The sequence below is a fragment of the Candidatus Nitrospira neomarina genome, assembly GCF_032051675.1.
Taxonomy (GTDB): Bacteria; Nitrospirota; Nitrospiria; order Nitrospirales; family UBA8639; genus Nitrospira_E; species Nitrospira_E neomarina.
Window position 1 is genome coordinate 1,960,277 of record NZ_CP116968.1, and the last position, 24,934, is coordinate 1,985,210.

Genomic DNA, 24,934 nt, shown 5'->3' on the forward strand with positions numbered 1-24,934 from the left:
CATTACCTCATCACTTTTCGCATTCAACCATTTTATTAGGTGGATTTGCCTTTTCTGAGCAAGGGCTTGTCAATCAGCCAATTACCGCCTTAACATAGGGCTATCCGGTGCTTGTTTCATTCTTGAATAAAGACCAGCGCACTTGTTGCCATCAGACCCTATTTACAGACTTCGACAAGAATTCAGAGGCCACCTTGAAGAATTCTACACCCATCTGAATCTGGCCCCGCCCTACCATAGTATTGAAAAAGCGGTTCAACATTTTTCCAATACGCTCAGAACAAAACCTGAAGAATTCTCCCGGGGATTGCTACAAGATGCGTCAAAAAAATGGACGGTATTTCAGGAAATTTTCTTAGCCTCTGGCTTACATAAAAAGCATCGAGGAATCATTCAACAATTAGCTCATTCTCATGATGCGACTTTAGTTGATGAACCTGAATCCCGTCGCTTCCTTCAAAATTTTTTAACAAACTCGCAAGAATCCACTTCCAAGCCAGTAAATCATCCACCACCGCAGCCAATCCTTCCCCACTGACCAATCCTTAACAACCATTTAGTGAAAAAAGTATACATTTGTTTGGTTTCTGCAACACTCAAAAACAGAAAGGCCTAATTTCAACTATAAACACCGCCTTTCTCTAAATCATCGCGTAGTACAAATTTTGCATGTTTAAATACTAAATTCCCAGGAACTTATGCGTCATCAACAAACACTCGAAACATCATCATTCTTATCTGGCATCGGCCTCCATTCTGGTAACCCTGCCTCAATTGCCATTCATCCAGCTCCGGTTAATACAGGAGTGGTCTTTGTGAAGCATGTAGCTGATCAAATCCAGTCATGCCCAGCCAGCATCGCCTTTTTAGGACAAACCGATCATTGCACCACACTGCAAGTGGGTGATTTTGACATACAGACTGTTGAACATGTGTTAAGTGCACTAGCTGGCCTGGAAATCGATAATGCCTACGTGGAATTGCTTGGCAGTGAAATTCCTGCAGCAGATGGCAGCGCCACTCCATTCGTCGATATGGTTTACCAAAGCGGGGTTCTGACCCAGGAAGAACCACGCAAATACCTTAAAATTATTCAACCGATTACGGTGGAAGATGGGCACCGATCAATCAGTGTTCTTCCCTCGGCCCTCCCACAAATAACCTATTTCATTGATTTTCCTCATCCCCTTATACAACAACAAGAATATCACCATTTTTGCACGCCCCAGGATTATGGCAAAAATATTGCCGGAGCCCGTACATTCGCTTTTCGAAAAGAGGTGGAATTTTTATGGTCGCGAGGACTGGGGCTCGGTGGTTCACTACATAATACAGTCGTCTTTGCTGAAACGGGATTGGTCAATGATGATGCCTTACGGTTCTCGGACGAATGCGTTCGACATAAAGTGCTCGACCTTATTGGCGATTTATCATTATTAGGAATTCCCGTTATTGGTCATTTCTTCGCAAAATGCGCCGGACACGCACTCCATACTCAATTAGTCCAAGCCATCATGGATAATTCTGACAAATGGATCATGTTAAACGCGGGAGAATCTGGAAAGGATGGCATCTTCAACGGACAGTCCTCCTCTCATCCAACGATTCACCTCCCTGAACTCCAACCTGCCTTTCACGCATTCTAACCCCTCTCTTTCTTTCCCCACTGTGTGCCCTCAACTAGCATTGCATTTGCTATCTGCCTATCAATAGAAAGGAAGAAATTCTTTTCTCCATTGTCTTCATCCCCCACGCGTGGTAGCGTCTGGCATAACCATGAGACTCCAATCATTTGTCCGCCCTTATAGAACAAGCAGGCTTAAATTATTTTTCATCATTTGCGTCTGCCTTTTCCCGTGGACGCCCGTCTTAAGCGCCACACCAATAGAAAATGATCCCAAAGGATTCTTCGGCAGCCTCTGGGGCCATTCTCTCCAAGATCGCACAGACTTAAAAGAAATCGATTCCATAGATTCAATGCATATTTATACGATTAAACGCGGGGCTCCCCAGCTTGGATCGACTGAGTTGGAATCCGTCAAACTCTATACTTTAGATGGAAAGTATGCCCGGGCACTCTTTCATTACCAGGGGGAAGCTATTCACAAAGCCATCCTACAGTACCTGAGAAATGAGTTTGGACAAACAAACGACCAGTATGGATCCATGATCCGAGGATTAAGCCAACAGTACGCCTGGCGCGGATCAGAAACCCAAATCACACTTATCTACCATGGATTTCGAGAGCGGGGAACTTTAACTGTCGAGGGTCGGATCTATGCTCCACTGTTTCTTGACACACTTTCTGAGAATTCCTATTAATAGCTGAGTTCCTTTCGTGATCACAAACAATAAATTATCAGACATGTGATAATTCGTCGCAAACCTCGCATGGAGGCCATCATGCGTTTCTTTTCGGTTTACCTCTCCTCTCAATTGTGACGAGGAGCAAACAATAAAGGATTTCAAGACGATAATTGGCTCTTCATAATTCAAGAAGCAACAACAATCGGTTCAAAAAAGTATTACTTCACCCCCGGTCATAACTTCCTGATACAAAAATTTAGAGAATTTCACGCTTGGAAGCATTGCGTTTTAACAGAATGTCACGGAATGCGAACTCATGCATTTCGGTTTCCGTTATCTGAAAAAGCGTCCACTCCTTCGGGATACATCCAAAGGAGCATGTCCGGGCCAAAGTTAACCCGGATGACCACCACCTACTTGGTTAAGATCTTAGACTCATATCTAGGACATCAGGCCGACCCCTTCCAGCCCGGCCAAGCCGATCCCATGATTCAATTCACTCACACTAAATTCGAGTTATAGAGTGAAGCGATCAGGCACCACTAAGAAAAGCGATCGTAAGGCGGGGAACAACACGTTTCCTATTTTCAGGTATGACCCCATGCAGTGAGCCCCGAACAATACTCAATTAATTCCTAGATGACAGTCTCCACACTGCTGTCCTTTTCAGCCTACCTTCTCGGCCTAGCCGTGTATAACCAATTCAACACACTCAAAAAGCACCCTTCATGGCATCCATGAATTCAATCGACCTTAAAATGCTATGGGTCAATGAGAAGTCATGGACTCGATCTGATAATGGCTGAGGGTAAGGTCATGTAAATCTGCGTTCATACTTTCCCAAATAAAGCTCCCATGCCTCAGGACGCTTTTCAAGGCGTTGCTAACCTCGTATGGTAATCGTTCCTCTCTCCAGCAAATTTCATGAAAAGCCCTTGACTCCTCCCGAAACAAAGTTCACTATAGGCCCGTTTTCCAACGTCATCCTAGCCGAATACCAATAGGGACTCCATGTCCAATCACATTCGCTCGGATCTTCTCGCCCTCAATCCCCACCAAACAGTATCAATTCAGCGCGTTGGAATAGGCCACCATCAGGTCGTGATTGTAGATGATTTTTATCAATACCCTGATGAAATTCTGAAAGTCGCGTTGAGCCTCCCCTATACCGACCGCTTCGACATCGTGGGAAATTTTCCGGGAGTCCGAGCCCGCCTGAATTATGAGCACCGGGAACTTGTGAAATCTCTAAGCGCACTTTGGGGATGCCCTCTCTTCACATTTTTTTCTCCCCAACCAGTCGTTTTTCAAGGTATCAAAACCGACAACTACGCGCTCAACGTTGGGCAACGGCAACCTCACATCGATCAGGATATCACCGCCATGGTCTATTTGAACCCTGCAGATTCATGTAGGGGTGGAACCGGCTTATATCGCCACCGACCGACAGGATTCGAACGCGTACCGCCTATACCCGACGGGACAATTCGACAACTTGCGGACCAACTTGAACTCAGCGACGAATTTTTCAACAGCCCGGAAGGATATGAAAATTTTCAAAATAGCATGATTTTCAATCCACTCTTCGCTTGTCGAGACAATAGGTATATCAACGATGGAAATGAATATTGGGAATTACTGCAACTTATCGAGATGCGTCCAAACAGATTGATGATGTTTGATGGACGATGTTTTCATTCTCAGTATATCCAACCTGGCCACTACAACGAGGCCTTTCGGGTAAACCAAATTCTGTACCTCAGTCAAAAGGAAAAAATGCTCTGATAATTTAATACCTCCACCCCGCCTTCCCTACCTACATTTCGTCATTCGTTTTTATTAGACTTCCTACTCCTCCGAATCCAAGCTTGAACAAAAATCAGAACATTATAAGGGTTCTTTGCCTCTATCTGGTTTACAAAGTGCGAGAGAATACCCATCTCAACCAACGGTGAAAAAAAGAAAAAGGCGATCTCCAAACCCGCATAGATCCAGGCCTATGATGCTCTGGTCAGGTCATCCCGGTCGTGTTCCTTGCAAGTACGCTTTTTCCTCGTACCCTTTCATCACCAGAAGAAACAGGCAGGCAACAAGAAACATGATGCCTGCAAAAAACCAATAGTAGTCCGGGCCAGTCAACGCAACAGTCCCATCTGAATTCTGAATCCAATAATTTACAAAGGCGGTAAATCCGTTTCCTAAGGACACGGAAAGCAGAAATAAGCCCATCAGAAGCGATTTGAGTTTGAGTGGAGCCTGTGTATAGGAAAATTCGAGACAGGTAATCGACACCATAACCTCCGCCGCCGTAATCACCACGAAGGCCAATAACTGCCAGGCAATCGCCGGTTCCATCCCCGATTCAATTTGTTGCTCGATATAGGCTGAGATCAGAAACGCTCCAACCGCCAGAAAAAAGCCCATAGCCATTTTTCGCAAAGATGTGAGGCGAACCATTCTATTCAACACCGGATAGACCACATAGGTAAACAAAGGAATAAACACCATGATCAAGACCGGATTCACTGCTTGAATTTGCGAAGGCAGCCATTCAACACCCATCCAAACCCGATCCATATGTTGGGCTTGAAGAACCCACGCGGAAGAGGTTTGGTCATAGAGGGACCAAAAAAATGCGACAAACACATAAATACCCGCCAACTTCCCAATCCCTCGCCATGTCTGTGGACGAGAAAGCGCTTGAAATACGCCTGAACGGTCAGGAGGAATATGCGCATAGTGGGCCCGGCCAGACCAAAAAATGATGGTCGCCACAAACATCAAGATGCCAGGCACCCCAAATGCCAGGCCGGGGCCAAAATGCTCCAACAGCCAGGGGGTGAGCATCACGGATCCGAATGCCCCCACGTTGATCGCAAAGTAAAACCAGGCAAAGGCCTTGGTTAAAAGATGTCCATTGACCACACCAAACTGATCCCCCAAATTAGCTGACACACAGGGTTTAATTCCCCCGGAGCCGATCGCGATTAAAGTCAATCCAACAAGCAGGCCAAATCGGGTGTGATCTAAGGCCAAAACGACATGGCCGCCACAATACACCAGAGAAAGGAGAATGATGGTTTTATATTTTCCCCAAAAGGCATCGGCCAAGATCGCCCCCAAAAAAGGGAAAAAGTACACTCCCGAGGCAAACAGATGGAAATAACTTTTCGCTTCTGCCTCGCCCATGGGATCCAAGCTTCCCTGTGTATTCAGCAACATCCCCGTCATAAACACCACCAGAATGGAACGCATCCCATAGTAACTAAATCGCTCAGCGCCTTCATTGACAACCAAATGCACGACTCCCGATGGCATGGAAGGCGTGGGCAATGGTTCTGTTCGAAATTCATGTTTTTTCATGAACAAACTTTCATCTGAAAGAAGTGGACAACCATTAAAAATTCGTATAGATCCTATCCGGTGAGAACGGCTATGTCAGTCCGACAAGCAAACTTCCGTCCCCACCGGAATGTCATTGTATAATGCCAACTCCTCTCCCGCCATTCTTAGGCATAATCCTCCTCGCCACCCTTTCAGTTATTAGAATATGGCTTCCCACCCCGGTACAGTCCGAGGAATCATCGGTTACGACTCTTGATACGATGATTGTCACAGGTTCCGCCCAACCCACCCAACCCCACCAATCAACTCAAAGCATTACCACCCTCAATGCTGAACAGATTGCCCCCCTTCAGCCCAATCGGGTTACCACCATCCTCCAGCAAGTCCCAGGACTGCATACCGATGAGATGAGCGGGAGAAGTGGAATCAGCTCAGTGTATCTCCGAGGAGCCGATCCCAACTTCACCTTGATTATGCTGGATGGAGTCCCCATGAATGACTCAACGAACCAGCGAGGCGGATCAGTTGATCTTTCCACTATTCCTATTGATCGGATTGAGCGAGTAGAAATTGTTCGGGGGCCTCTCTCGGCATTTTATGGTTCTGAAGCCATGGCGGGCGCAATCAATTTTATTACCAAATCTGCTTCCACGGCTCCCTCCTTCCGCCTCTTGGGCGAAGGAGGTCGATACGATTATCTCAAAGGGCTCGTCCAAACCGGAGGATCACTGGGACCATTGTCCGCCAATCTGACGCTGTCCCATACCCAAAATGGAGAGCAAATCGAAAAAGATTCATTTTTGATGGACTCAGCTGGATGGAATTTTTCCATTCAGACAGATCCCAACTTCGACATCCAACTAAACGGGCAATATACAGATTCAACGGTCCGGAGTTTTCCGGAAGGCAGTGGCGGGTCGAAACTGGCTTTACTCCGGGAAACCGAACGACGAAAGACCCAAGAATTCCTGACCGGTTTGTCAGCCTCATTTCACATTCCTGCGGGTTGGCAGCATCAGGTATTTCTGAGCGTCACCCGAAGACTTCAAGACGTGTCAAACCCCGGAATTCTTGCGACTCCAACCACCTATGCCCTGCCTCCGGCTGACTTTGACACTCTTTATACCCGTTTTCAAACACGCATGACGACAACGTGGACGATCAGCCCCCAATGGAAATTTTCACTTGGTGAACAGCTGACTCATGAACGCGGAAGCCGGAACGGGACTCAAGACCTGAGTTCCTTCGGAGGCTCCTCTAACCAGCCAGATGACTTTGCCATCCGGCGGACACTCGGAGGAACCTTTGCGGAACTCACGACCGTCTGGTGGCAAAAACTGACCCTGAACTCCGGGGTTCGAGCCGATATCTCACAAGGGTTCCAGCCGAAGATTAGCCCCAGGATTGGTGCGAAATATCAACTGTTCGACTCAATCCAGATTCGTGGTGGCTATGGAAGGGCGTTCAAATTGCCCAGCTTATCCAGTTTAGGAGACCCTTTGATTGGCAACCCTTCCTTACAACCCGAAACCAGCGTCGGGTGGGATCTCGGCCTAGAGTATCACACATTGGATGAACGATTTACCGCAACGATAGAATACTTTCACAACCGGTTCAAAAACCTTATTGACCTCGATCCCGACCTCCTCAATCAAGGAATTATTCGCCTGGCCAATATTGATGAGGCAAAAACTCATGGTTGGAATATTTCCTTGTCCCTCACGCCAATCCCTGCTGTTTCTTTTCAGTCTAGTCTCACACACCTCACCACTCGAGTGACGGAAACGGGAGATCAACTAAGAAATCGCCCAAAATGGCGCGCATGGGTCGGGGTTATGATGAAGCTCTCTTCGACCCTCAATGTCAAAAGCCAAGTCACATGGGTCAGTTCAAGTTTTGATTTTCAAGTTCCAACCCAAACCACACGAGTAGGAGGATTTGCCAAGGCAGACATCACGGTCAATTACTATCCCTTTACTGAATGGAGTTGCTATGCAGCCCTCGAAAATGTCACCAACTCCTCATATGAACAGTTTGCCGGGTTTCCAGCTCCCCCCTTGACCTTTCGGTTAGGACTGGAATACCGGCCAGCATTGTGAGGTCAGTAATTATTTCTCATAAAGAGGCATTGGTTCCATCATCACCCAAGCTTTCTCCATGATCCTTTTGCAGAAACCTGCTTAAGCCAGGGCATGTTTTGACCGAAAAAGGGAATGACGTTGAAAAGAGGCAGGCGAAGATGTGCTAAACATCGCCTCCTACTTTACATTCACTAGGAATCTTACATGCAACTCATCCTTCCATTAGATCCGGTTCAGGACGAAGAGCGTTCCACGATTTTTGCCAGAGTTAAAAGCTGTAAATCCTTGCCGATTCTGTCTCCCTTGGCCTCGACCATCCTTAAGATGTGCCAAAATGAGGAAACCAATGCCTCCGAATTAGCCACGATCATCAGCCAGGATCCCGGAATGGCGGCTCAAATCTTATTTATGGCGAATTCGGGGTATTACGGCGGGTCCCGACACAAGGTAACCAGCATTGGACAGGCCGTGACCTTGCTTGGATTTTCAACGATCGCCAATCTGGCTCTATCTTTTTGTTTTTACCGTTTAATTAAGGACATGAAAGAGGTCTCAACATCCGGGATTGACCATGTAAAATTTTGGCGGCGATCCATTCTGGCCAGTGTTGCAGCTCGTGCCATTGGAACACACTTCGCCTTTCCTGATGTCGAGCTTATGTTTCTTGGTGCTCTGCTTCAAGACATCGGACTATTGGCCTTAAACGAGGTGGCTTCACGGGAAATTGTCTCTCTCCAGGAATACAATCAGGACCATCATGCCAATTTACACCAGTATGAACTTGAAAACTTGGGAGTTGATCATTCACAGGTAGGAGCCTGGTTGGCCCAACATTGGCAACTTCCTGAGGAGTTTCAGTTGGCCATCCTCTATAGCCATACGCCCGAATTATTTGAAACGCCGCCGGACTTTCAATCTCTGGTGGATACCGTTGCACTCTCCGGTATCATCGCGGACATCTGGATTAATCCCGATACCGAGGCGGCCATTGCCTCAGTCCGTAAAAATAGTCAGGGTCGCTTATCCGTGCAACCGGAAGATTGGGAACCGATTCTTGAGCACATGATGACGGGAATTCCACAAATTGCCAGTTTTTTTCACAGCCGGATTGGGAACTTCGAAGACATCGCCCACATCCATCAGGTAGCCTTACAACAGCTGAACTCCACTGATCCCCAATTATTCAACTAACCATACCCAACTCCCGCCACTCTGCCTCAGCCGTTCTTCCCCACTCCGTCATGCAGTCGCCAGATACAATTGGTTCCGACCATTGTCTTTTGCCCGATACAACGCACGATCTGCACGTTCAAGCCAGGAGAGCACGGTTTCACCGGGAAGTAGCTCCGCCAAACCGACCGACGCCGTGACCGGAATGGTGATATCTTGATAAGAAAATCCCTCTCCTCTCACGGCATCCAGCAATCGCTCACCCAGTCGTTGACTCAGTTTCCCATCGGCTCCCTGAAGCAAGACACAAAATTCCTCCCCTCCATATCTGGCAATAAAATCAGTTTTTCTGGGAAAAGTCGATACCAGACGTTTCGCCACCTGCTGTAGCACCACATCCCCAGCCGGATGACCATAGGTATCGTTCACAAGCTTAAAATGATCGATATCAACCATCAAAATGCAGGCCGACGTCCCAGAGAAAAAACTCATCCCGGCCGTTCGTTCTAATTGAAGATCCAAGGCCCCACGATTATACAGCTGGGTCAGAGCATCTAGCGTCATTTGCTTTCGCGCACCTCCCAGTTCCTCCTCAACAAGACGTAATTTTTCTCCGAGATTTTCCAATCGTTGCTGCTGACGTTCTTTTCGTTCATCCACAAGAGCACTGATGCCTTCAACCACAGCCAATAAGGCCTGCTTCACATCGTGAAAGGAACCGTCCTCGGTTGCCGTGCGCAATTGAACGAGATGATTGGTCACTTTTTGATCGGTTTCCTGATCCTCGACAAACGCGCGCCCCATGATATTGGTAAATTCGCAAAGAACCGTTCGCATATCTTGAAGATTCCGTGTCACATAGGATTTTTCCTGTTGACGATGTCCATTAACAAATTGCGTGAGCGCCCCCCAATCACGGCGTGGGCCAGCCTCGGGTTTTTTTGAATCGTCGGCATCAATCTGAGTGCCCACCAACACATGTCTCGCCCACCGTTCAAACTCTTTTTCTATATCCTCTTCCGACAGTTGATCGAGTGCAAATGCATGACGGCCGAGACATCGCAAAACCCTGGCTAGGGATTCATATGCCTTGTCGGACTCTTCGGAGATCTCTGTGGCCCCAGATCCGTTGGCGACCGGCTCTTTTGGGGCCCTATTCTCATGAGAGTGATCTTTTTTCCCAATGGACCAAGATCCTAACATTCCTTCCTCCTCTTCAATTCACTTCTGCCTCTGTCTGTGTCGGTGACCACCCAGCGAATGCATGGGGAGAGTGGGGTGACGGTTTGATTCCGTTATCGGCGTTTCCTCTATGTCTCTTGAGTCACTTTTTGTTATGCTCTTCGCCAAGAGCTACACAACACCATGTCTCAATGACTACCTTGATATTCCATTTCATCGTTCACGCGCATTTTCCTGAACCCTCGTGAACCAACGATACACGATCTCCAGCAGACAAAATTCCCATTTCAAACGATGGGTATCGTTACTTGACTCACATGGGATTAAACGGCATCGCCGCTGTCTCGTTTCCGGGAATAAACTCCGGAAGGAAATCGGGACGCATTCTGGGATAACTGTCCACGAGATCTTACTTCCGCCCTCGTGGACCTCCAGAGATGACCTCCCTTCTCAGGCCCTCCAGTATGAGTTATCACATTCCCTGTTTCAGGAGTTGGACGTGTTTGGGACGAAAGAACCGCTCCTGGTCTGCGGTGTCCCCGAAATGTCGCGAAGAGATCTTCGCCAGGCCCCCACTGGATTGGAAGTCCTGTGCCCGATTGGAGACCCTGGGAACCTTGGAGCCTTACTTCGGTGCTGTCGGGCCTTTGACGTGCAAACGGTCGTGTTGCTTCAGGAGGCGGTACACCCCTTCCACCCGAAGGTCATTCGTGCCAGTAGCGGTGCGGTGTTTGCCCAGTCCTTGGAATGGGCAGGCTCCATCACCGACCTGGATGCCCCGGAAACCTTGCAATGGATTACAGCGTTAGATTTGCACGGGACGGATATGTCCACGGTACAATGGCCTAAACATGTTCGATTACTGATCGGCGAAGAAGGTGCAGGTGTTCCACCTTTTCAGTATTTGGAACGCCTGTGTATTCCTCAAATCCATCCATCGATCCCATTAAATGCGACAGTCGCAGGTAGCATCGCCCTCTATGCGTATCGCCAACACCACTCACAGTCCTAACCACCTGCGATCCAACTGATTATGAGGCACTTGGTAGCTCGTGGTAGAACCCTGCGAACAGAGCAACACCCACACATGTTATGCACACACCACAGCCGCATCAGGATCAGGGTCTGACGATGATTCAACCAGGCAGATATCGTCACTATAAAGGGAAAGAATACCAGGTTATTGGCGTTGCCAAACATTCCGAAACAGAAGAAGATCTCGTGGTCTACCGGGCACTCTATGGCGAATTCGGCCTGTGGGTCAGACCGGAAAAGATGTTTAGGGAAAAAATTGAAGTAGAGGGGAAACTCGTCTTCAGATTTGAATATATCGACGGTGCCAACACCGGAACAGACACCACAACCATCAAACCCTGAGGAGTGTAACCGGAATTCGTCTGATCAGACAGAGTGCCTTTCCATGTTGATTGCCGGCTTGGCCAGACATCAAATCTATGATTCCGCTGAGGGAGGCTCCTGGGAATTCTCCCCTCAAAGACCGTGCCCGTCATACACCTTGTTTGAAAAACTATCTAGAGAATGCTCCCTCGACACTCACAACTGTTCTGCCAACACAGCACGCGTTTGTTCTTCTCTATAGGCATTCAACCGTTTGGAGAGAGAAGCATCTGCCAAGGCTAAAATCGCAGCAGCCAACAACGCCGCATTCACGGCTCCAGCGCCTCCTATCGCCAAGGTTCCTACAGGAATACCTTTGGGCATTTGCACAATGGACAGGAGGGAATCGAGGCCTAGCAGAGCCTTTGATTGCAGGGGGACACCCAACACCGGCAATTGGGTTTTGGCCGCAATTGCCCCGGCTAAATGGTACGCCCCTCCAGCCCCGGCAATAAATACCTGCACTCCACCAGCCTCCGCCTCACGAATATACTCCTCCAAGGCATCTGGAGCCCTATGGGCAGAAAAAACCCGATTCTCATGGGTTATATCCAGCTTAGTCAGCGTTTCACCCGCTAACCGCATCGTGTCCCAATCCGATTGGCTGCTCATGAGAATTGCAACCCGAAATGATGACTGAGCCATAACCTCTTATACTCCTTCTTACCGTTTTTATTCACAGATGACGAGGGATGGCGAAAAAGTCCATGGTTCCATTAAACGGGCTTACGATAGCGCATCTTGACCCAAGTTGACCATATAACAGAAACTGTCTTACACTAGTTTTCCTCCGTTTTTGTAAGAATTTTCTTTAGGAGCTAAAAAATTTTCTCGCGGGATTTCATATACCGGAGAGATATATTATTCACCTCATTCATAATGGGAGAGAAAGATTATGGCAATACGTCTAGGAGATGAAGCACCAAATTTTACAGCAGAAACGACGCAAGGTACCCTGAATTTCCATGAATGGCTTGGTGACGGATGGGGCATACTCTTTTCACATCCTAAGGATTTCACTCCCGTGTGCACCACGGAATTGGGAACCATGGCGAACATGACGGAAGAGTTTAAAAAACGAAATGTGAAAGTGTTGGCTATCAGCGTGGATCCACTCGACTCCCATAAAGGCTGGGTCAAGGACATTGATGAAACTCAACATTGTACGGTGAGTTATCCCATCATTGCCGATCCCGAAAAAAAGGTCGCAAACCTCTATGATATGATTCACCCCAACGCACTCGATAATATGACCGTTCGTTCGGTATTCGTGATCGGACCGGATAAAAAGGTCAAATTAACGCTCACCTATCCCGCATCAACTGGCAGAAATTTCAACGAAATTCTCCGGGTAATTGACTCACTGCAATTAACGGCCAAACATAAAGTTGCCACACCGGCAAACTGGAAAGACGGAGAAGATTGTATTATCACACCAGCCGTGACGGATGCAGAAATCCCCGCACTGTTTCCGAAAGGGCATCGTGCAGTAAAACCTTATCTACGCTTTACCCCGCAACCCAACCGTTAGAGCTTCTGACAAAAAAGTTGAGGCAGCGCCACATGTGTATGGCGCTGCCTCCCGTGACGCATCCAATCTTTTCTCTCCGCATCCCCTCCCAATTACTGAAGGAGTCAGGTTCTCACATGGCTACCTTGACCACGTTTATCTCACGAATTGAGGAGGTACCTTCAGACTCGCAAGTGACCCAGGACCACACCAAGTCAGAAGAAAACGTACATTCAAGTTCTACACGGAGGGAGATTGCTGACAGACAAGTGACGTACTCCCATCAGGACTCGCTTCCGTCCAACCCTTCTCAGAAGACGCTTCAAAGTTGAACCACCTGTGGGCATTCAAGAGAAAAGTTGAAAAAGGACAAGAAGGAATTGCAGTAAAAGATCAGTCAAGATTGATGGGTCTCAAACAGGGCCACATGCAACTCATAGGTACGATGACAGGAGCCACATTTGAATTCTACCGCAGACTGTTCGATATGGACCAAGCTGACCCGGACATCGTGAGGATGATTTTGAACACATCCTTGAAGCAGAAATAGTTCCTGACGCGCAATGTCGGTACCCGACTCCGTGGGTACAAGGGCCTGCGGAAGGGTTAAACGATGGCGCATCTGACAATTTGTACAGAGCACCCCGACAATTTGCGGAGGAGAAACAAGCTTCACATTCAGACAAAGCGGATGTACTGAGAAACATTGCTGAAGAAAGGCTCCGCTTTTATGCACACTCATGCGTTTAATCCCATCAATTCTATTGTGTGAAAATTTCTATCACCACGGTGAGGATCTCTTGCTGACTTCTGTGAACTGAACCATTCCTAGCCCGAAAGTCCGCGTTGAAACGGATCGGGGGGTTGGGGAATTTGACAGAGCTCCCGCTCCCAATGGCGCAAGATCCCCTCTTTGTCAAAGGTCAAAACATACATAAAACAATAAACTTTTTCACGTGGGCCACCTTGAGCCCCACCCATCAGACTTCCAGCCTGCTTACCCAAGGCTTTGACTCCGGACGGATCCAATTCACTTTCGGACATCGCAAACCTGTACGTCCAAGTGGTCGTGTCCGAAAGCAATGGATCTTTAACGATATGAGGTTTTCCCAGCTTCCCTTTGATATCGGACTGCGTTAAAACCCCCACGCCATCGTCGAAATAGCTATCACGCCAGTGAGAACAGGCTGCGAGTGCGAGACAGAGCATAAGGACTACCCATGGATTCAATTGGCTCACAATCAGACGATGAGGCATCGCACTACCGGATGATTCAGTCATCCCCCTTGCCTTGTGAACCCACAAAACAGGCCTTCACTAATGCAAACACTTGTGCAACTAAGCCCGTCGCAATCATCCCTAAAGCGGTGGGAAGCATGGGAGAGCCAGGATGTTCTAATCCATGAATACCCAGCACAAATCCTACCGCAACACACAGAATCCCTATGACTCTGGCAATCATAACGGAACGAGGTCTCCCGGTCGATGTTGAAACAGGAGGAGACTTCTCTGAGGAAGAAGGACTATTAACAGGTTCTCTTGCCATCCTTATTCCATCAGGATTTGGTCAGTTTTCTGTATCGAATTTGATGGGGACGTTCTGCAGCCTTCCCTAATCGCTTTTTGCGATTAGCCTCATATTCACTGTAATTGCCTTCATACCAACTCACCTGGCTGTTCCCTTCAAAGGCTAATATATGGGTGGCCACACGATCCAGAAACCATCGGTCATGACTGCTGATCACCGCACATCCTCCGAAATGATTCAATCCCTCCTCTAAAGCCCGCAGAGTATTGACATCCAGATCGTTCGTCGGCTCATCCAGCAATAACAGATTCGCACCCTCTTTCAACGTGCGGGCCAAATGAACCCGGTTGCGTTCTCCTCCCGACAAATCCTTGACCATTTTTTGTTGATCAGATCCTGAAAAATTAAACCGGGACACATACCCACGCGAATTCACTTCCATCCTTCCTAATGTAACGGTTTCTTTTCCATCAGAAATACATTCCCAGACGTTTAAATTACCATCAATCTCGCGGTTCTGATCTACATAGCCCAATGTGACCGTTTCACCCAGAGTCAGATTGCCGGTATCCGGTTTAACCAACCCGGCAATAATTTTAAACAGGGTGGACTTTCCCGCCCCATTTGGCCCAACCACACCGACGATACCCCCTTTGGGCAAGGAAAACGAGAGATTATCAAACAGCAGGGAATCCCCATAGCTCTTCGAGAGATTAGTGGCTTCCACCACGACATCACCAAGACGCGGGCCGGAAGGAATATAAATCTCCAAATCGTCAGTTTGTTGACTCTGCTCTTCACTCACTAATTGTTCATATTTCGATACGCGGGCTTTCCCCTTAGCCTGGCGGCCTTTGGGAGACATACGAATCCATTCCAGTTCCCGTTCCAACGTTTTTTGTCGTTTCGACTCGGATTTTTCTTCCTGCGCCAGTCTCGCCTGCTTCTGCTCCAACCAGGAAGAATAGTTGCCCTGGAAGGGAATCCCTTGCCCACGATCCAACTCCAGGATCCACCCAGCCACATTGTCTAAAAAATACCGGTCATGGGTCACCGCAATCACGGTGCCCTTATATTCCTGAAGGTGCTGCTCCAACCACCCCACCGTCTCCGCATCCAAATGGTTTGTGGGCTCGTCAAGCAGCAAGATGTCGGGTTCCTGGATCAGCAACCGGCACAAAGCCACCCTCCGACGTTCGCCGCCTGACAAGAGGTCAACTCTGGTATCCGGTGGTGGACAGCGGAGGGCATCCATGGCGATTTCCAACTGATGCTCCAATTCCCAGCCATTGACCGCTTCGATTTGCTCTTGCAGTCTGCCCTGCCGTTCGAGCAACTTTTCCATCTCTTCAGGACTCACATCTCCCGAAAAGGCCTGACTGATCTCTTCGTAATCTCGGAGCAATTGGGCAACCTCGGCCCGCCCTTCTTCAACGACTTCTTTCACCGTTTTACCTGGCTCCAAATACGGCTCCTGTTCAAACAGTCCTATGGAATACCCCTTTGAGAAGGTAATTTTCCCGATATAGTTGGTATCCACGCCGGCAATAATTCTGAGAAGGGTACTCTTTCCCGATCCATTCAATCCCAAAACCCCGATTTTTGCCCCGTAAAAAAATGAGAGATAGATATCTTTCAAGACCTGCTTTTTCGGGGGATGGATGCGGCCCACACCCACCAAAGAAAATATAATTTGTCGATCATTCGTACTCATGCCGTTCGCTCCAATCAGTTCTCACACGATCCACGATTTGTCAGGGTTGCAAGAAAGCACATGCAGATGCCAACCTTACCAAAGGAATACGAAGATTCACAATGCAGTGCGGCAAATGGGCCCCCTTTCCTTACAAAATGTGACTGGGATATGCTGCCCATAAAGAAAAGGATCCGTCATGGAAACACCCCATTGAATTACAGGCGAGACAGAGTATGATAAAGAAAAGTCCACATGACCCAGGTTCTTCAGATCGTGAAACACGCTCAAGTCTCTCGCTCAATATCGTGTCCATCTAAATGTAGATCTACCACCTTGCCCAATAACATCAAATACTGTGCTCAATGTGGAAGCGTCGTTGAAGAAAAAATTCCTTCGGGTGAATCCCTTCTCAGAGCCGTCTGTTCCTCCTGCCATACCATCCACTATGAAAACCCCAAGATCGTGGCGGGCAGTATTCCTGAATGGGAAGACAAAATTCTCCTCTGCCGACGGGCCATCGAACCTCGTTTAGGGCTCTGGACCTTTCCGGCTGGATTTATGGAATTAGGCGAGAGCACCGAAGAGGCGGCAACCCGGGAAACCCTTGAAGAAGCGCACGCGGAAATCACCATTCATAGTTTATTCGGTATATTTAGCCTTCCACATGTCTCTCAAGTCTATGTGGTCTACCGGGCCCATCTACAAAACCTGAACTTTAAACCGGGTCCGGAAAGCCTGGATGTCCAACTGATTTCCCTTGCCGACATCCCCTGGAACCATCTGGCCTTCCCCGTCATCCATGAATCGTTAACTCGATACGTCAAGGATATCCAAACCTCCACCTCTCAAACCCATTCTTCCGTCGTCCCCATCCAAAAAGCTCCGTCCTTTTATACATCCTAACCGTCGACCCACCAAAGGATTAACATATAGGAAAATCTTGTGTTCCAGGCTTGAGGGAAGTGAGGGCAGTGGGGACGGGCGAAAAGGACAGGAGGTTAATGCCTCGACTGTTCCAAGGCTAATAGGGCGGTTTTGATGGGTAATCCACCTCCGTAACCAACCAGTTTTCCATTAGATCCGATTACCCGATGGCACGGCACGATAATAGAGACAGGGTTTTGGCCATTGGCGGCTCCCACAGCTCGTGAGGCCTTCGGCCTGCCAACCTGTTGAGCAATTTCTCCGTACGACACGGTTCGGCCATAGGGAATACGTTGAAGGGCCTTCCAGACATGACGTTGAAAGGGGGACCCTTGTAGGTTCAATGTGATCTGAAACCGTGTCCGGAAACCATCAAAGTATTCCTCCAGTTGCTCAAGCACCGCATGAAACGGCTCACGTGATTGTGTCCATGTCGGCTGAATATCCAGAGGGTGGGCTCCATCTTGAAACTGCAGGCCCTGCAACCCATCTGAGTTTCCCACCAAAAGAAGGCGGCCAACCGGACTTGGACTAATCCAGTAAAAAATCCCGGTATCCTTGGAGGCTTTTTGGGGCACTGGTGGCTTCACGATCCTGATCCTCCCGATTATCGCAGGTGAAACCGTCTAGGGTGCGGCCGAAATTGAAGATGGACAGGCTGACGAACATTTTCCTATGATCGGACCATGTCCATTCAGCAACATTTAAGTCAGTGGTGTCAAACCAGAGGACTCTCTTTGGCCGACCTGAGTCAACAAACGGGCGTGGCCCTGACGAAATTACAGGATTTCCAAAAGGGCAATTGGGACCCTCCGTTGTCCACGATGGCGTTGATTGCAGAATCCTTGAATGTGCCTGAGTCCTGGCTCCATCATGATCCCCGGACCCTTTTGCGGTTATGGAATGACTCTGAGGAAGATAATCCGGAACTTCCGAGCACCTCCTCTCCCGATCCCCTCTTTCAACGAATAATCCAAACCAGCCGTGATTACCAAGACCTCTTCGTCTTGCTCACGAGCCTGCTGCACCACGGTGATCCCAAATTAATTCGCGCCGCTCAGGTAAACCTCCAAAGCCTTTTCAAGCAGGTGCGCCCCACCACTGTTCCCTGGGGGTCTAGACCTCCAGGACACTTCGAACCTCCCAACGATTAACCACCCAAACCTTCTTACCCAAAGATTGAGTTGAACCAAAGAAAGAAATGGCTGTTATGAAAGTTGGATAGGAACGGGAGAAGAACGAACGAAACCGACCAAAGCCCTTTGCACGGTTTGGAGAAGCTCATCAACAGTAAAGGGTTTTTGCAGGGTGCAGGTCGGCTGGAATATTTGGTGAGGGCCCTTCATGGTCTACCAGATGCAGGAATATTTCCCGTCAGCGTGATCATCGGAATACGAGAAGATTGTTCAAGAACAGGTGCAGTGGGTTGGTCATCTCTTTCTTCCATCGCCAACACATCCATAATAATCAAGGACGCTTGGAAATTTTCATGATTTTGGAGCCCCTCCTGGCAGGACCTTGCGGCCATAACCATATACCCGGCTGTTTCCAAAGAAAGAGAAACAGACTCCCTCACCTGGATATCATCATCAATCACCAAAATCCTATTCATTCGTTCACCAGTAGTATTCACGAATAAAAATGCTCGCTATCCTTGAAAAGGCGCAACTTCCATCGCCACTTAAATATGAGCAATTTATGTTCCTTCCCAATGAAATTGTCCCTCAATAAATTTTTCATTAAAAAATCAAAAACTTACACCATTACATCAGAAATAGTTTAGTGACCGATATGAAGGAGGAAACCTGCAACATGCAGGGTTTATCATTCACCGTTTTCCCCATCATCCCCCTAATGAACCTCCAAACCACCTGACGGGTCTAGGAGCCAGCCGAGCATTCCTCGAACAATCCTTAAAATTTGTGTAAGTGGGAGTGTTGAATAATAAAGATTTTCAAGGGAAAATTTGCCCAGGATCAGATTTCTCATCAAAGGCTCCGGGTCGGTTCAAAAAAGTCCGTCCAGCAAGGCCGCAGCCGTTTTTACGCGCGGAGCGTACGCGTAGTACGTGAGCACGGAAGAATGGCGAGAACGCCGCTGGCGGCTTTTTTCAACAGACCCTAAGTGGACATCAAACCTGCGACTGTTTCCTCCATAGCCACCATAGTTGAAATCCGAACCCGGAAAGCATCGCGGCCAAGCCCACATATAATCCGGTCACTTGCCCATAAAGAACTCCGGCCAGTAAAAACATGGAACTTCCAAACAGATACAAACACACGGCTTGAGTAATAACAGAAGTCATCCCACGATGAACAAACTGGCCTTGAAAAAAACTTTCCCATGGACTCAAAGCGGGAAAAATCACCATGAGCCAGAGGGCTGTGGAGGCCAACACGGTCAGCTCAGGAGTCAGAGCCGCACCCCATTCAAACCAGAGAGTGGAGAGAGGAGTGGCTGCAATGATAAAAAGGATTCCGCTCGTACAGATTGAAACTATCGTCACAAATTTCTTCAGAGGGACGAGAAAATGCGGTCGGTCATAGAGGGCGACAACCACCTCCTGCATCGCCAATCCTCCACTCCGAAACACAAACGAGAGCCCACCCAACACCGGCCAGACAGCCAAGGACTCTATCGCGTTTGGCATCCGACTGATGGCCGCACTGACAATCGGTAGATTCCCAAGAGAAATGAGTGGAGTAAATGCGAGAGGCCAATAAAACACGCGTAATTGATTCAGTGTGAGAGGCAAAGGATGCACCGGACTCATTTTAAGATTGGTGAGGATCGGACGCACGAAAAACAAAATAAAGCCAGCCTCGACCATTGCCCCGGAAGACATCGCGACTGTCGCCACGACAATCCCTGGAAAACTCTGTAGAACGATTCCGCAAATTAAGACCGAACTGCTTATGAATAAACGGACCAAGGTTCCCAGTCCAATCAGGCGCGTCTGCCCTGCACGAATCACCACTCCCTGAAAAAACCTTCTCACCGCAATCGAGAGCGTCCATGGCGTCATGCATTGAAGACCGATTCTGGCCGGTTCCACAATAATATCAGGAACACCTAACACGTCTTGTACGATCATCCCGTACACCGGCGTAAAGGCCACGACGACATGCACGACAGTGAGAAGACTTCCCAAAACCAGAATGAAATTTCGAATAAGCCGGTAGGCCAACCAATCCTTACATAAGGCGGTGGACGCAACCAAAATCATAATGACGGGTGCCTCGATCAACAATGAGAGAGGAAAAACCACTCCACCATAGGCTGCTAAATGGACCTCAGGATCGGCCAGGCGGGATACCGTGGCCGTGACCAGTGGAAACTCCAAACCCATGAGCATCCAACTCGCGGCCAAGGGCCACCACATGCGGAAAATCGTGAGGAATGGAGAAGGAGAGGCAGGTAGGGCCTGCGTGTAAGCAGTCACGAAACGACAAGCGGATCAAAAAAACCCATATTCATAGTGTCTAAAATAAATAGGAAACCTGAGAGGAGGCAAAAGGGAACCAGGTTCATATGCAAATGAATACGGCTACATATTCGGGGAAGTAAAGTAGAGCGTCATGCACGAAAGGGAACCGCCCTTTCGTGATGAGCCTACCTTATCATGAACACGAGGAGTTCCGCCAAAAGGTCAGAACCGGAGCTAGAAAGCAGTTTTAGGGCCATTGGTGAAGGAGCCAGAGGCGTTTGGAGTGCCGGGGGCAACAAATTCCTCGTCTCCAGATTTTTCCGCCATCGTCGAATCGGGTTCCACTGCAAAACGCCCCCCATGGCTTTTCTGCTGGTTAGCTTCTTCCGCCTTGACTTTCTGGGCGTCATCCTGATCGACACAAGACGGCTTCCATGTCGAAGCTTCAATTTCACACGCTTCTCCGGGATAGAAACGAAGTGAATCCCAATGTGTCACCCAACTCTTGACATATTTCCGCATACTGGTTCCCGGGGTAATTTGGGCGGGATCATTTGCCGCATTTTCCCACATATGCCACCCATGCCCTTTCAGATGAAGCGATCGAATCGTCTGATAGGATTCTTGAATAATATCGTTCGGTGGCTGTCCAAGGGGAATGCGTTGGGTCTCCAATAAGCCCATGCCTTTCTCCGCTTTGTCGGCCAGTAGTCGTTCGGCTTCCGTCTGCTTCGCTCGAAGTTTTTCCAAAAGTTTGACCTTGTCACCTTTTTTCTCTAAGACCTCTTCCCGAAAATCATTGGTTAAGGCCAGCACAGCACCCAAGCCGGGCAGAGTAGGACCGCCATCTGAGTTCATGAGGCGTGCCACTTCGGCATAAGATTTCGCGCGCTGATTCACCGAATATCGGCCAATCAGTTCGGCTTCATCGATCAGCAAAATCCACCCGGCATATCCGGCGGCTTGCATCAGACGGGCAGCAAATTGAAAGCGCTGAAGCGCCAATTCTGCAGCCGATATTTTTCCAAACGCATACCGCTCTCCAAATCCGGCTTCTTGCAGGTACTTTTTTAAATCTCCTACCCCGATGGGGTCTCCCGTCCAAAATCGAGTCATTCGGTGGCCCAATTCCATATCGGAGCTCAATCGTTCATACAGCATCAACGTCGCGGCAAACCTGGCATCAATCTGACTCTCCGGATCATTCACCCACGTCACAAGATTCTTATAGCGCGGTGCCCAGACATCACATTGACCCGCAATTTCCGAAAACACTTCCCCGCGTTTGTCGGGAATCACCGCAGCTTCGATCGCAGAATAATACAAACGGACAGGGTGATACAGAGGCGTCTCCTTACTGATCACAATCCTGCTGCAGATGAAATTGGCATCCAGCGCCAGATTTTGGAGATACTCCAGGATATGCGATTTTCCACTACCAAAGGCGCCCTCGATCACCATACCCCGTGGGCACGGACCCGCAGTAATATTTTGCTGTGTGGCTTCTAATAACCGCCGAAAACGTCCCTCCGCCTCTGGCTGAAGACATCCAAGCGTCGTCACCACATGCCGGTTCGGAACCCCCGCCCGAAGACCTTCAATGACACGACGGGCTTCTCCATCAGGCACCATTCTCCTTGGCGTGGCGGTGGAAGCATGCGCTTCTTCAGAAACCTGCTGATGATGGTCTTGGATCCGGACCAACGAGGCCAACGGATTCTGACGGTGTTTCGGACGAACGTCATCCCATACCCGCAATTTCAAAGCCTCGTACCGATCCACACCACGACGGGAATCGGTCAGGAACTCTTGCGGAGCCAGGACCACCATCAGCAAGCCTTCCATCTCATCAGCCGAATCAATAAATTGACGAAGCAATTCATACAAATCTATGGTGGCTGAAGGCGAAAAGGACAGGGAGCCATCATTCGGCAACCCATCCTTTTTCATAAGATACCGAGAGATATCGAGTGAGAGAATGAGGCCCCCCTGTCCTGTTAATCGAAGCCAGCGAGTTAAAGAAGACAGCATGTACCGTGCGTTATGACGCGAAATCTTTTGATAGATCAGCGCCTTTTTGACGCCACTCACCAGTCGAAGGTCTCCACACAACCACTCTTTCACCGCTGAGGCCAAGACACGATCAGAATCGCCGGCATCCAGCTGAGCCATACACAGCCGGATCATCGCCATGCGAAATTCACGGCACAGGCCCGAATCGCCTTCAATCGCTTTTTCCATCCATGTTTGAATATCCCGGCGGAGCATCGGCTCCTTCCGTTCATTCACCATCGCAACCTGCCGCAACGAGAATTCCTGTCGGTCTGAAGGAATTTGGTGCCCATGCTCTTCGAGTAACCGTTGGAGAAACCGATACGCGAGTTCATCCCAATCTATTTGTTTGGCAATTTTCTGAAACAATCGCTCGATCATGTGGGCTTTTGTGAATCGCGCGTCGACTTTTGCCAAGACATATCCTTCACGTTTGGCCAGTCCCTCTAATTCCTGTTGGCAGGTTTTTAATCCGTCTTCACTGGGAAACACCGCAAATTTGACCGCTCCACCCCCCTCACGGACGAAACTCCCAAGATATTCATGGTGAAGAATCCCCAGCCATTCGGAAAGAGCCAGATTAAATCGGGGACCCTCCTCGGAGTGAATACTGTTCTGGGGCGATGATTTCGTATCCGGCGGATGTTGTTGCACAGATTCCGGCTTGTCCGGACATGAGTCAGAGAGCAAAGAAAGGGAGGAAGGCAGACCTTCTTCTGTTCTCACGGACTGTAAGCGATTTAAGGCCTCAATTAATTTGCTCATCGTACGGTTCCTTCCCCCATGTTCATTCTGAAATTTTCAGACTTTTCCCACTCCACACCTGATTCATTGACTATGCCCACAGTCTACCGGGCTCTCGTCACCTTGGACCTCTTACACAGGAAAATGCACACTGATTTGACAGGCACGTTTATACAATTGATTAGCTCGCGCTTCGCATATTTCATCATCGTGTAGATGAAATAACGTTCGTCCGATTTCATGAAACGGCACACCCAGATCCACGGCATCCAGCACGCGGAGATACATCGGCCATTCATCCCGACATTTTCGCCGTTCGAGATTTCGACCGACTTGATGTTTTTGCCATTCCATAAGATCTGCCTTCACTTTTTCAATTTGCCCCGACAACGGCTTTTTCAGATCAAACACGGCCGCCATTCGCCATTCCGACAAACACAAGGTGACCTCTTCACCTCCCCCCAGCCAATCCGGTCCCTGTCCGAAATAGATCCGACCGTAATTCGAATCAAATGACAACATCCAGGGTTTGGCAATGGCGGGATTCGGAAGGCCACTGAGATGGTATTTTTCTAATGAATTGGGCATGCGAGCTTTAAATGCCGGATGATCCGGCGTAAAAACTTTTTTGCGATATCGAGTGGGATACTGAGGATCTTTGGCACAGGACAGATCAAAATCGTATGTTTGCAGGTAGTGTTGTTCCCAATCCTTCCGGTAATCCGAACGACGCCGGAGAAACTCCCACCGCCAAAAGGTATCGTTTAAACTCTGGGCGCAGGGATAGGTCTCCTCACGTTGCCAGTTGGGAACGGTCCCTACCACTCGTGGATGCCGCTGTAGTTCTTTGGGCGGTCGTTTACTGCTCGACATATCGCCGGACCTCCTGTTCAGGAGTATTCAAGGTAATTCGCGGGATGAGAGGTACGTGCCGGGTCCGAATTGCGCCCAAAGACAGTCAATCCCGGCTAACGCGACATTCCAGCAACCGGCCTCAAACCCGCAAGGACTCAGGAATACTGATAGCACGGTCAAAAAAAGAATGGATTCGGTTCTCAAACTACAGAACAAACGAGGCAGGTGTCGGGAGATAAGCTGAGTGATCTTTACTCATGATGAGGAGAACAGGTTTTGCGCCTTGACCAAGACACTCCATGGACCCATCCAAACCAGGAGAGCACCGTCACACAACAAGCTAAAGCAACCATGGCCAAGACAAAACAAATTTTCCCTAACATGTCGAAGACCCCCAGGAGAGCGGTTCTTCATTCCTGCCTCTACTCTCTGTATCGGCAGGGTTTTTACAGGTCTTTACTCGATGCCAAAAAAAACATACCCTTTCTTTAAAGAAAATAACTCCAAAAATGCTACAAAACAATAGGCAAGACTTTCTTCTCGGCGATTTCCACATTTTCTCTTAAAAAACAATTGTTTACAGAAAAAATTCTATTGGAAGATGCCTCAGGCGGCGATTTCAAGTCCACTACACGCCCAGAGTTCATATTCACGGTCCAGCCACGGCTTTGAGCAGATCACTATTCAATTGAACCGACAGTAGAAACAAACTTAT

22 protein-coding genes are annotated in these 24,934 nt (G+C 48.6%); 10 read left to right on the top strand and 12 right to left on the bottom strand.

All coding sequences use genetic code 11. The features are described 5' to 3' along the window. The first annotated feature begins 698 nt into the window (after positions 1-698). The 3 genes from lpxC to PQG83_RS08705 all read left to right on the top strand — a co-directional run bounded on the left by lpxC (position 699) and on the right by PQG83_RS08705 (position 4,092). Positions 699-1,646, top strand: coding sequence for a UDP-3-O-acyl-N-acetylglucosamine deacetylase (lpxC, locus tag PQG83_RS08695; RefSeq protein ID WP_312748550.1), 948 nt, complete (start codon positions 699-701; stop codon positions 1,644-1,646). Positions 1,647-1,977: 331 nt separating this feature from the next. Beyond that, positions 1,978-2,322 carry a hypothetical protein gene (locus PQG83_RS08700; protein WP_312748552.1) on the top strand — a complete coding sequence of 115 codons (345 nt, stop codon included), beginning with the start codon at positions 1,978-1,980 and terminating at the stop codon, positions 2,320-2,322. Positions 2,323-3,318: 996 nt separating this feature from the next. After that, positions 3,319-4,092, top strand: coding sequence for a DUF6445 family protein (locus PQG83_RS08705; protein ID WP_312748553.1), 774 nt, complete (start codon positions 3,319-3,321; stop codon positions 4,090-4,092). Positions 4,093-4,323: 231 nt separating this feature from the next. Here the strand turns inward: PQG83_RS08705 and PQG83_RS08710 are convergent, their stop codons facing one another. Further along, the gene (locus PQG83_RS08710) at positions 4,324-5,670 is read right to left on the bottom strand and encodes a POT family MFS transporter (protein WP_312748555.1); all 1,347 of its coding nucleotides are present in this window, start codon (positions 5,668-5,670) and stop codon (positions 4,324-4,326) included. A 122-nt stretch (positions 5,671-5,792) separates the two neighbouring features. On the opposite strand from PQG83_RS08710, the gene PQG83_RS08715 reads away from it, so the two are divergent. Further along, positions 5,793-7,751, top strand: coding sequence for a TonB-dependent receptor plug domain-containing protein (locus PQG83_RS08715; protein WP_312748557.1), 1,959 nt, complete (start codon positions 5,793-5,795; stop codon positions 7,749-7,751). A gap of 186 nt (positions 7,752-7,937) precedes the next feature. Beyond that, complete coding sequence (locus PQG83_RS08720) at positions 7,938-8,924, top strand: HDOD domain-containing protein (protein WP_312748559.1); 987 nt, start codon at positions 7,938-7,940, stop codon at positions 8,922-8,924. Between the two features lie 48 nt (positions 8,925-8,972). Here the strand turns inward: PQG83_RS08720 and PQG83_RS08725 are convergent, their stop codons facing one another. After that, the gene (locus PQG83_RS08725) at positions 8,973-10,106 is read right to left on the bottom strand and encodes a GGDEF domain-containing protein (RefSeq protein ID WP_312748561.1); all 1,134 of its coding nucleotides are present in this window, start codon (positions 10,104-10,106) and stop codon (positions 8,973-8,975) included. 478 nt (positions 10,107-10,584) lie between these two features. Here PQG83_RS08725 and PQG83_RS08730 point away from each other — a divergent pair, with 478 nt between their 5' ends. Continuing rightward, on the top strand, positions 10,585-11,097 hold the full coding sequence (locus PQG83_RS08730) for a TrmH family RNA methyltransferase (RefSeq protein ID WP_312748562.1): 513 nt from the start codon (positions 10,585-10,587) through the stop codon (positions 11,095-11,097). 80 nt (positions 11,098-11,177) lie between these two features. Continuing rightward, complete coding sequence (locus tag PQG83_RS08735; RefSeq protein ID WP_312748564.1) at positions 11,178-11,462, top strand: DUF1653 domain-containing protein; 285 nt, start codon at positions 11,178-11,180, stop codon at positions 11,460-11,462. Between the two features lie 177 nt (positions 11,463-11,639). On the opposite strand, the gene purE is transcribed toward PQG83_RS08735, so the two are convergent. Next, positions 11,640-12,128: a 5-(carboxyamino)imidazole ribonucleotide mutase gene (gene purE, locus PQG83_RS08740; RefSeq protein ID WP_312748566.1), complete on the bottom strand. Its 489-nt coding sequence runs from the start codon at positions 12,126-12,128 to the stop codon at positions 11,640-11,642. 250 nt (positions 12,129-12,378) lie between these two features. On the opposite strand from purE, the gene PQG83_RS08745 reads away from it, so the two are divergent. Beyond that, positions 12,379-13,014: a peroxiredoxin gene (locus PQG83_RS08745; protein ID WP_312748568.1), complete on the top strand. Its 636-nt coding sequence runs from the start codon at positions 12,379-12,381 to the stop codon at positions 13,012-13,014. A gap of 376 nt (positions 13,015-13,390) precedes the next feature. On the opposite strand, the gene PQG83_RS08750 is transcribed toward PQG83_RS08745, so the two are convergent. From PQG83_RS08750 to ettA, 4 genes are all read right to left on the bottom strand, one after another. Next, positions 13,391-13,735, bottom strand: coding sequence for a hypothetical protein (locus PQG83_RS08750; protein ID WP_312748570.1), 345 nt, complete (start codon positions 13,733-13,735; stop codon positions 13,391-13,393). 86 nt (positions 13,736-13,821) lie between these two features. After that, positions 13,822-14,274 carry a hypothetical protein gene (locus tag PQG83_RS08755; RefSeq protein ID WP_312748572.1) on the bottom strand — a complete coding sequence of 151 codons (453 nt, stop codon included), beginning with the start codon at positions 14,272-14,274 and terminating at the stop codon, positions 13,822-13,824. Next, positions 14,267-14,455, bottom strand: coding sequence for a hypothetical protein (locus PQG83_RS08760; protein WP_312748574.1), 189 nt, complete (start codon positions 14,453-14,455; stop codon positions 14,267-14,269). Before PQG83_RS08760 ends, PQG83_RS08755 begins: the two co-directional genes overlap by 8 nt. 94 nt (positions 14,456-14,549) lie before the next feature. Then, positions 14,550-16,235, bottom strand: a complete 1,686-nt coding sequence (ettA, locus tag PQG83_RS08765) for an energy-dependent translational throttle protein EttA (RefSeq protein WP_312748576.1) — start codon at positions 16,233-16,235, stop codon at positions 14,550-14,552. A gap of 234 nt (positions 16,236-16,469) precedes the next feature. On the opposite strand from ettA, the gene PQG83_RS08770 reads away from it, so the two are divergent. Next, entirely contained in the window at positions 16,470-17,120 is a 651-nt protein-coding gene (locus PQG83_RS08770) for an NUDIX hydrolase (protein WP_312748578.1), read from the top strand. A gap of 95 nt (positions 17,121-17,215) precedes the next feature. Here the strand turns inward: PQG83_RS08770 and PQG83_RS08775 are convergent, their stop codons facing one another. Continuing rightward, positions 17,216-17,731, bottom strand: coding sequence for a methylated-DNA--[protein]-cysteine S-methyltransferase (locus PQG83_RS08775; RefSeq protein ID WP_312748580.1), 516 nt, complete (start codon positions 17,729-17,731; stop codon positions 17,216-17,218). A gap of 96 nt (positions 17,732-17,827) precedes the next feature. On the opposite strand from PQG83_RS08775, the gene PQG83_RS08780 reads away from it, so the two are divergent. Then, positions 17,828-18,295 (top strand): helix-turn-helix domain-containing protein, encoded by a 468-nt coding sequence (locus PQG83_RS08780; protein ID WP_312748582.1) that lies wholly within the window; start codon positions 17,828-17,830, stop codon positions 18,293-18,295. A 188-nt stretch (positions 18,296-18,483) separates the two neighbouring features. On the opposite strand, the gene PQG83_RS08785 is transcribed toward PQG83_RS08780, so the two are convergent. The 4 genes from PQG83_RS08785 to PQG83_RS08800 form a co-directional block, all read right to left on the bottom strand. Beyond that, the gene (locus tag PQG83_RS08785) at positions 18,484-18,753 is read right to left on the bottom strand and encodes a response regulator (protein WP_312748584.1); all 270 of its coding nucleotides are present in this window, start codon (positions 18,751-18,753) and stop codon (positions 18,484-18,486) included. A 519-nt stretch (positions 18,754-19,272) separates the two neighbouring features. Beyond that, positions 19,273-20,523 (bottom strand): hypothetical protein, encoded by a 1,251-nt coding sequence (locus tag PQG83_RS08790; RefSeq protein ID WP_312748586.1) that lies wholly within the window; start codon positions 20,521-20,523, stop codon positions 19,273-19,275. A 279-nt stretch (positions 20,524-20,802) separates the two neighbouring features. Further along, positions 20,803-23,385 (bottom strand): BREX system ATP-binding domain-containing protein, encoded by a 2,583-nt coding sequence (locus tag PQG83_RS08795; protein ID WP_312748588.1) that lies wholly within the window; start codon positions 23,383-23,385, stop codon positions 20,803-20,805. A 111-nt stretch (positions 23,386-23,496) separates the two neighbouring features. Further along, the gene (locus tag PQG83_RS08800) at positions 23,497-24,237 is read right to left on the bottom strand and encodes a hypothetical protein (protein ID WP_312748590.1); all 741 of its coding nucleotides are present in this window, start codon (positions 24,235-24,237) and stop codon (positions 23,497-23,499) included. Positions 24,238-24,934 lie beyond the last annotated feature (697 nt).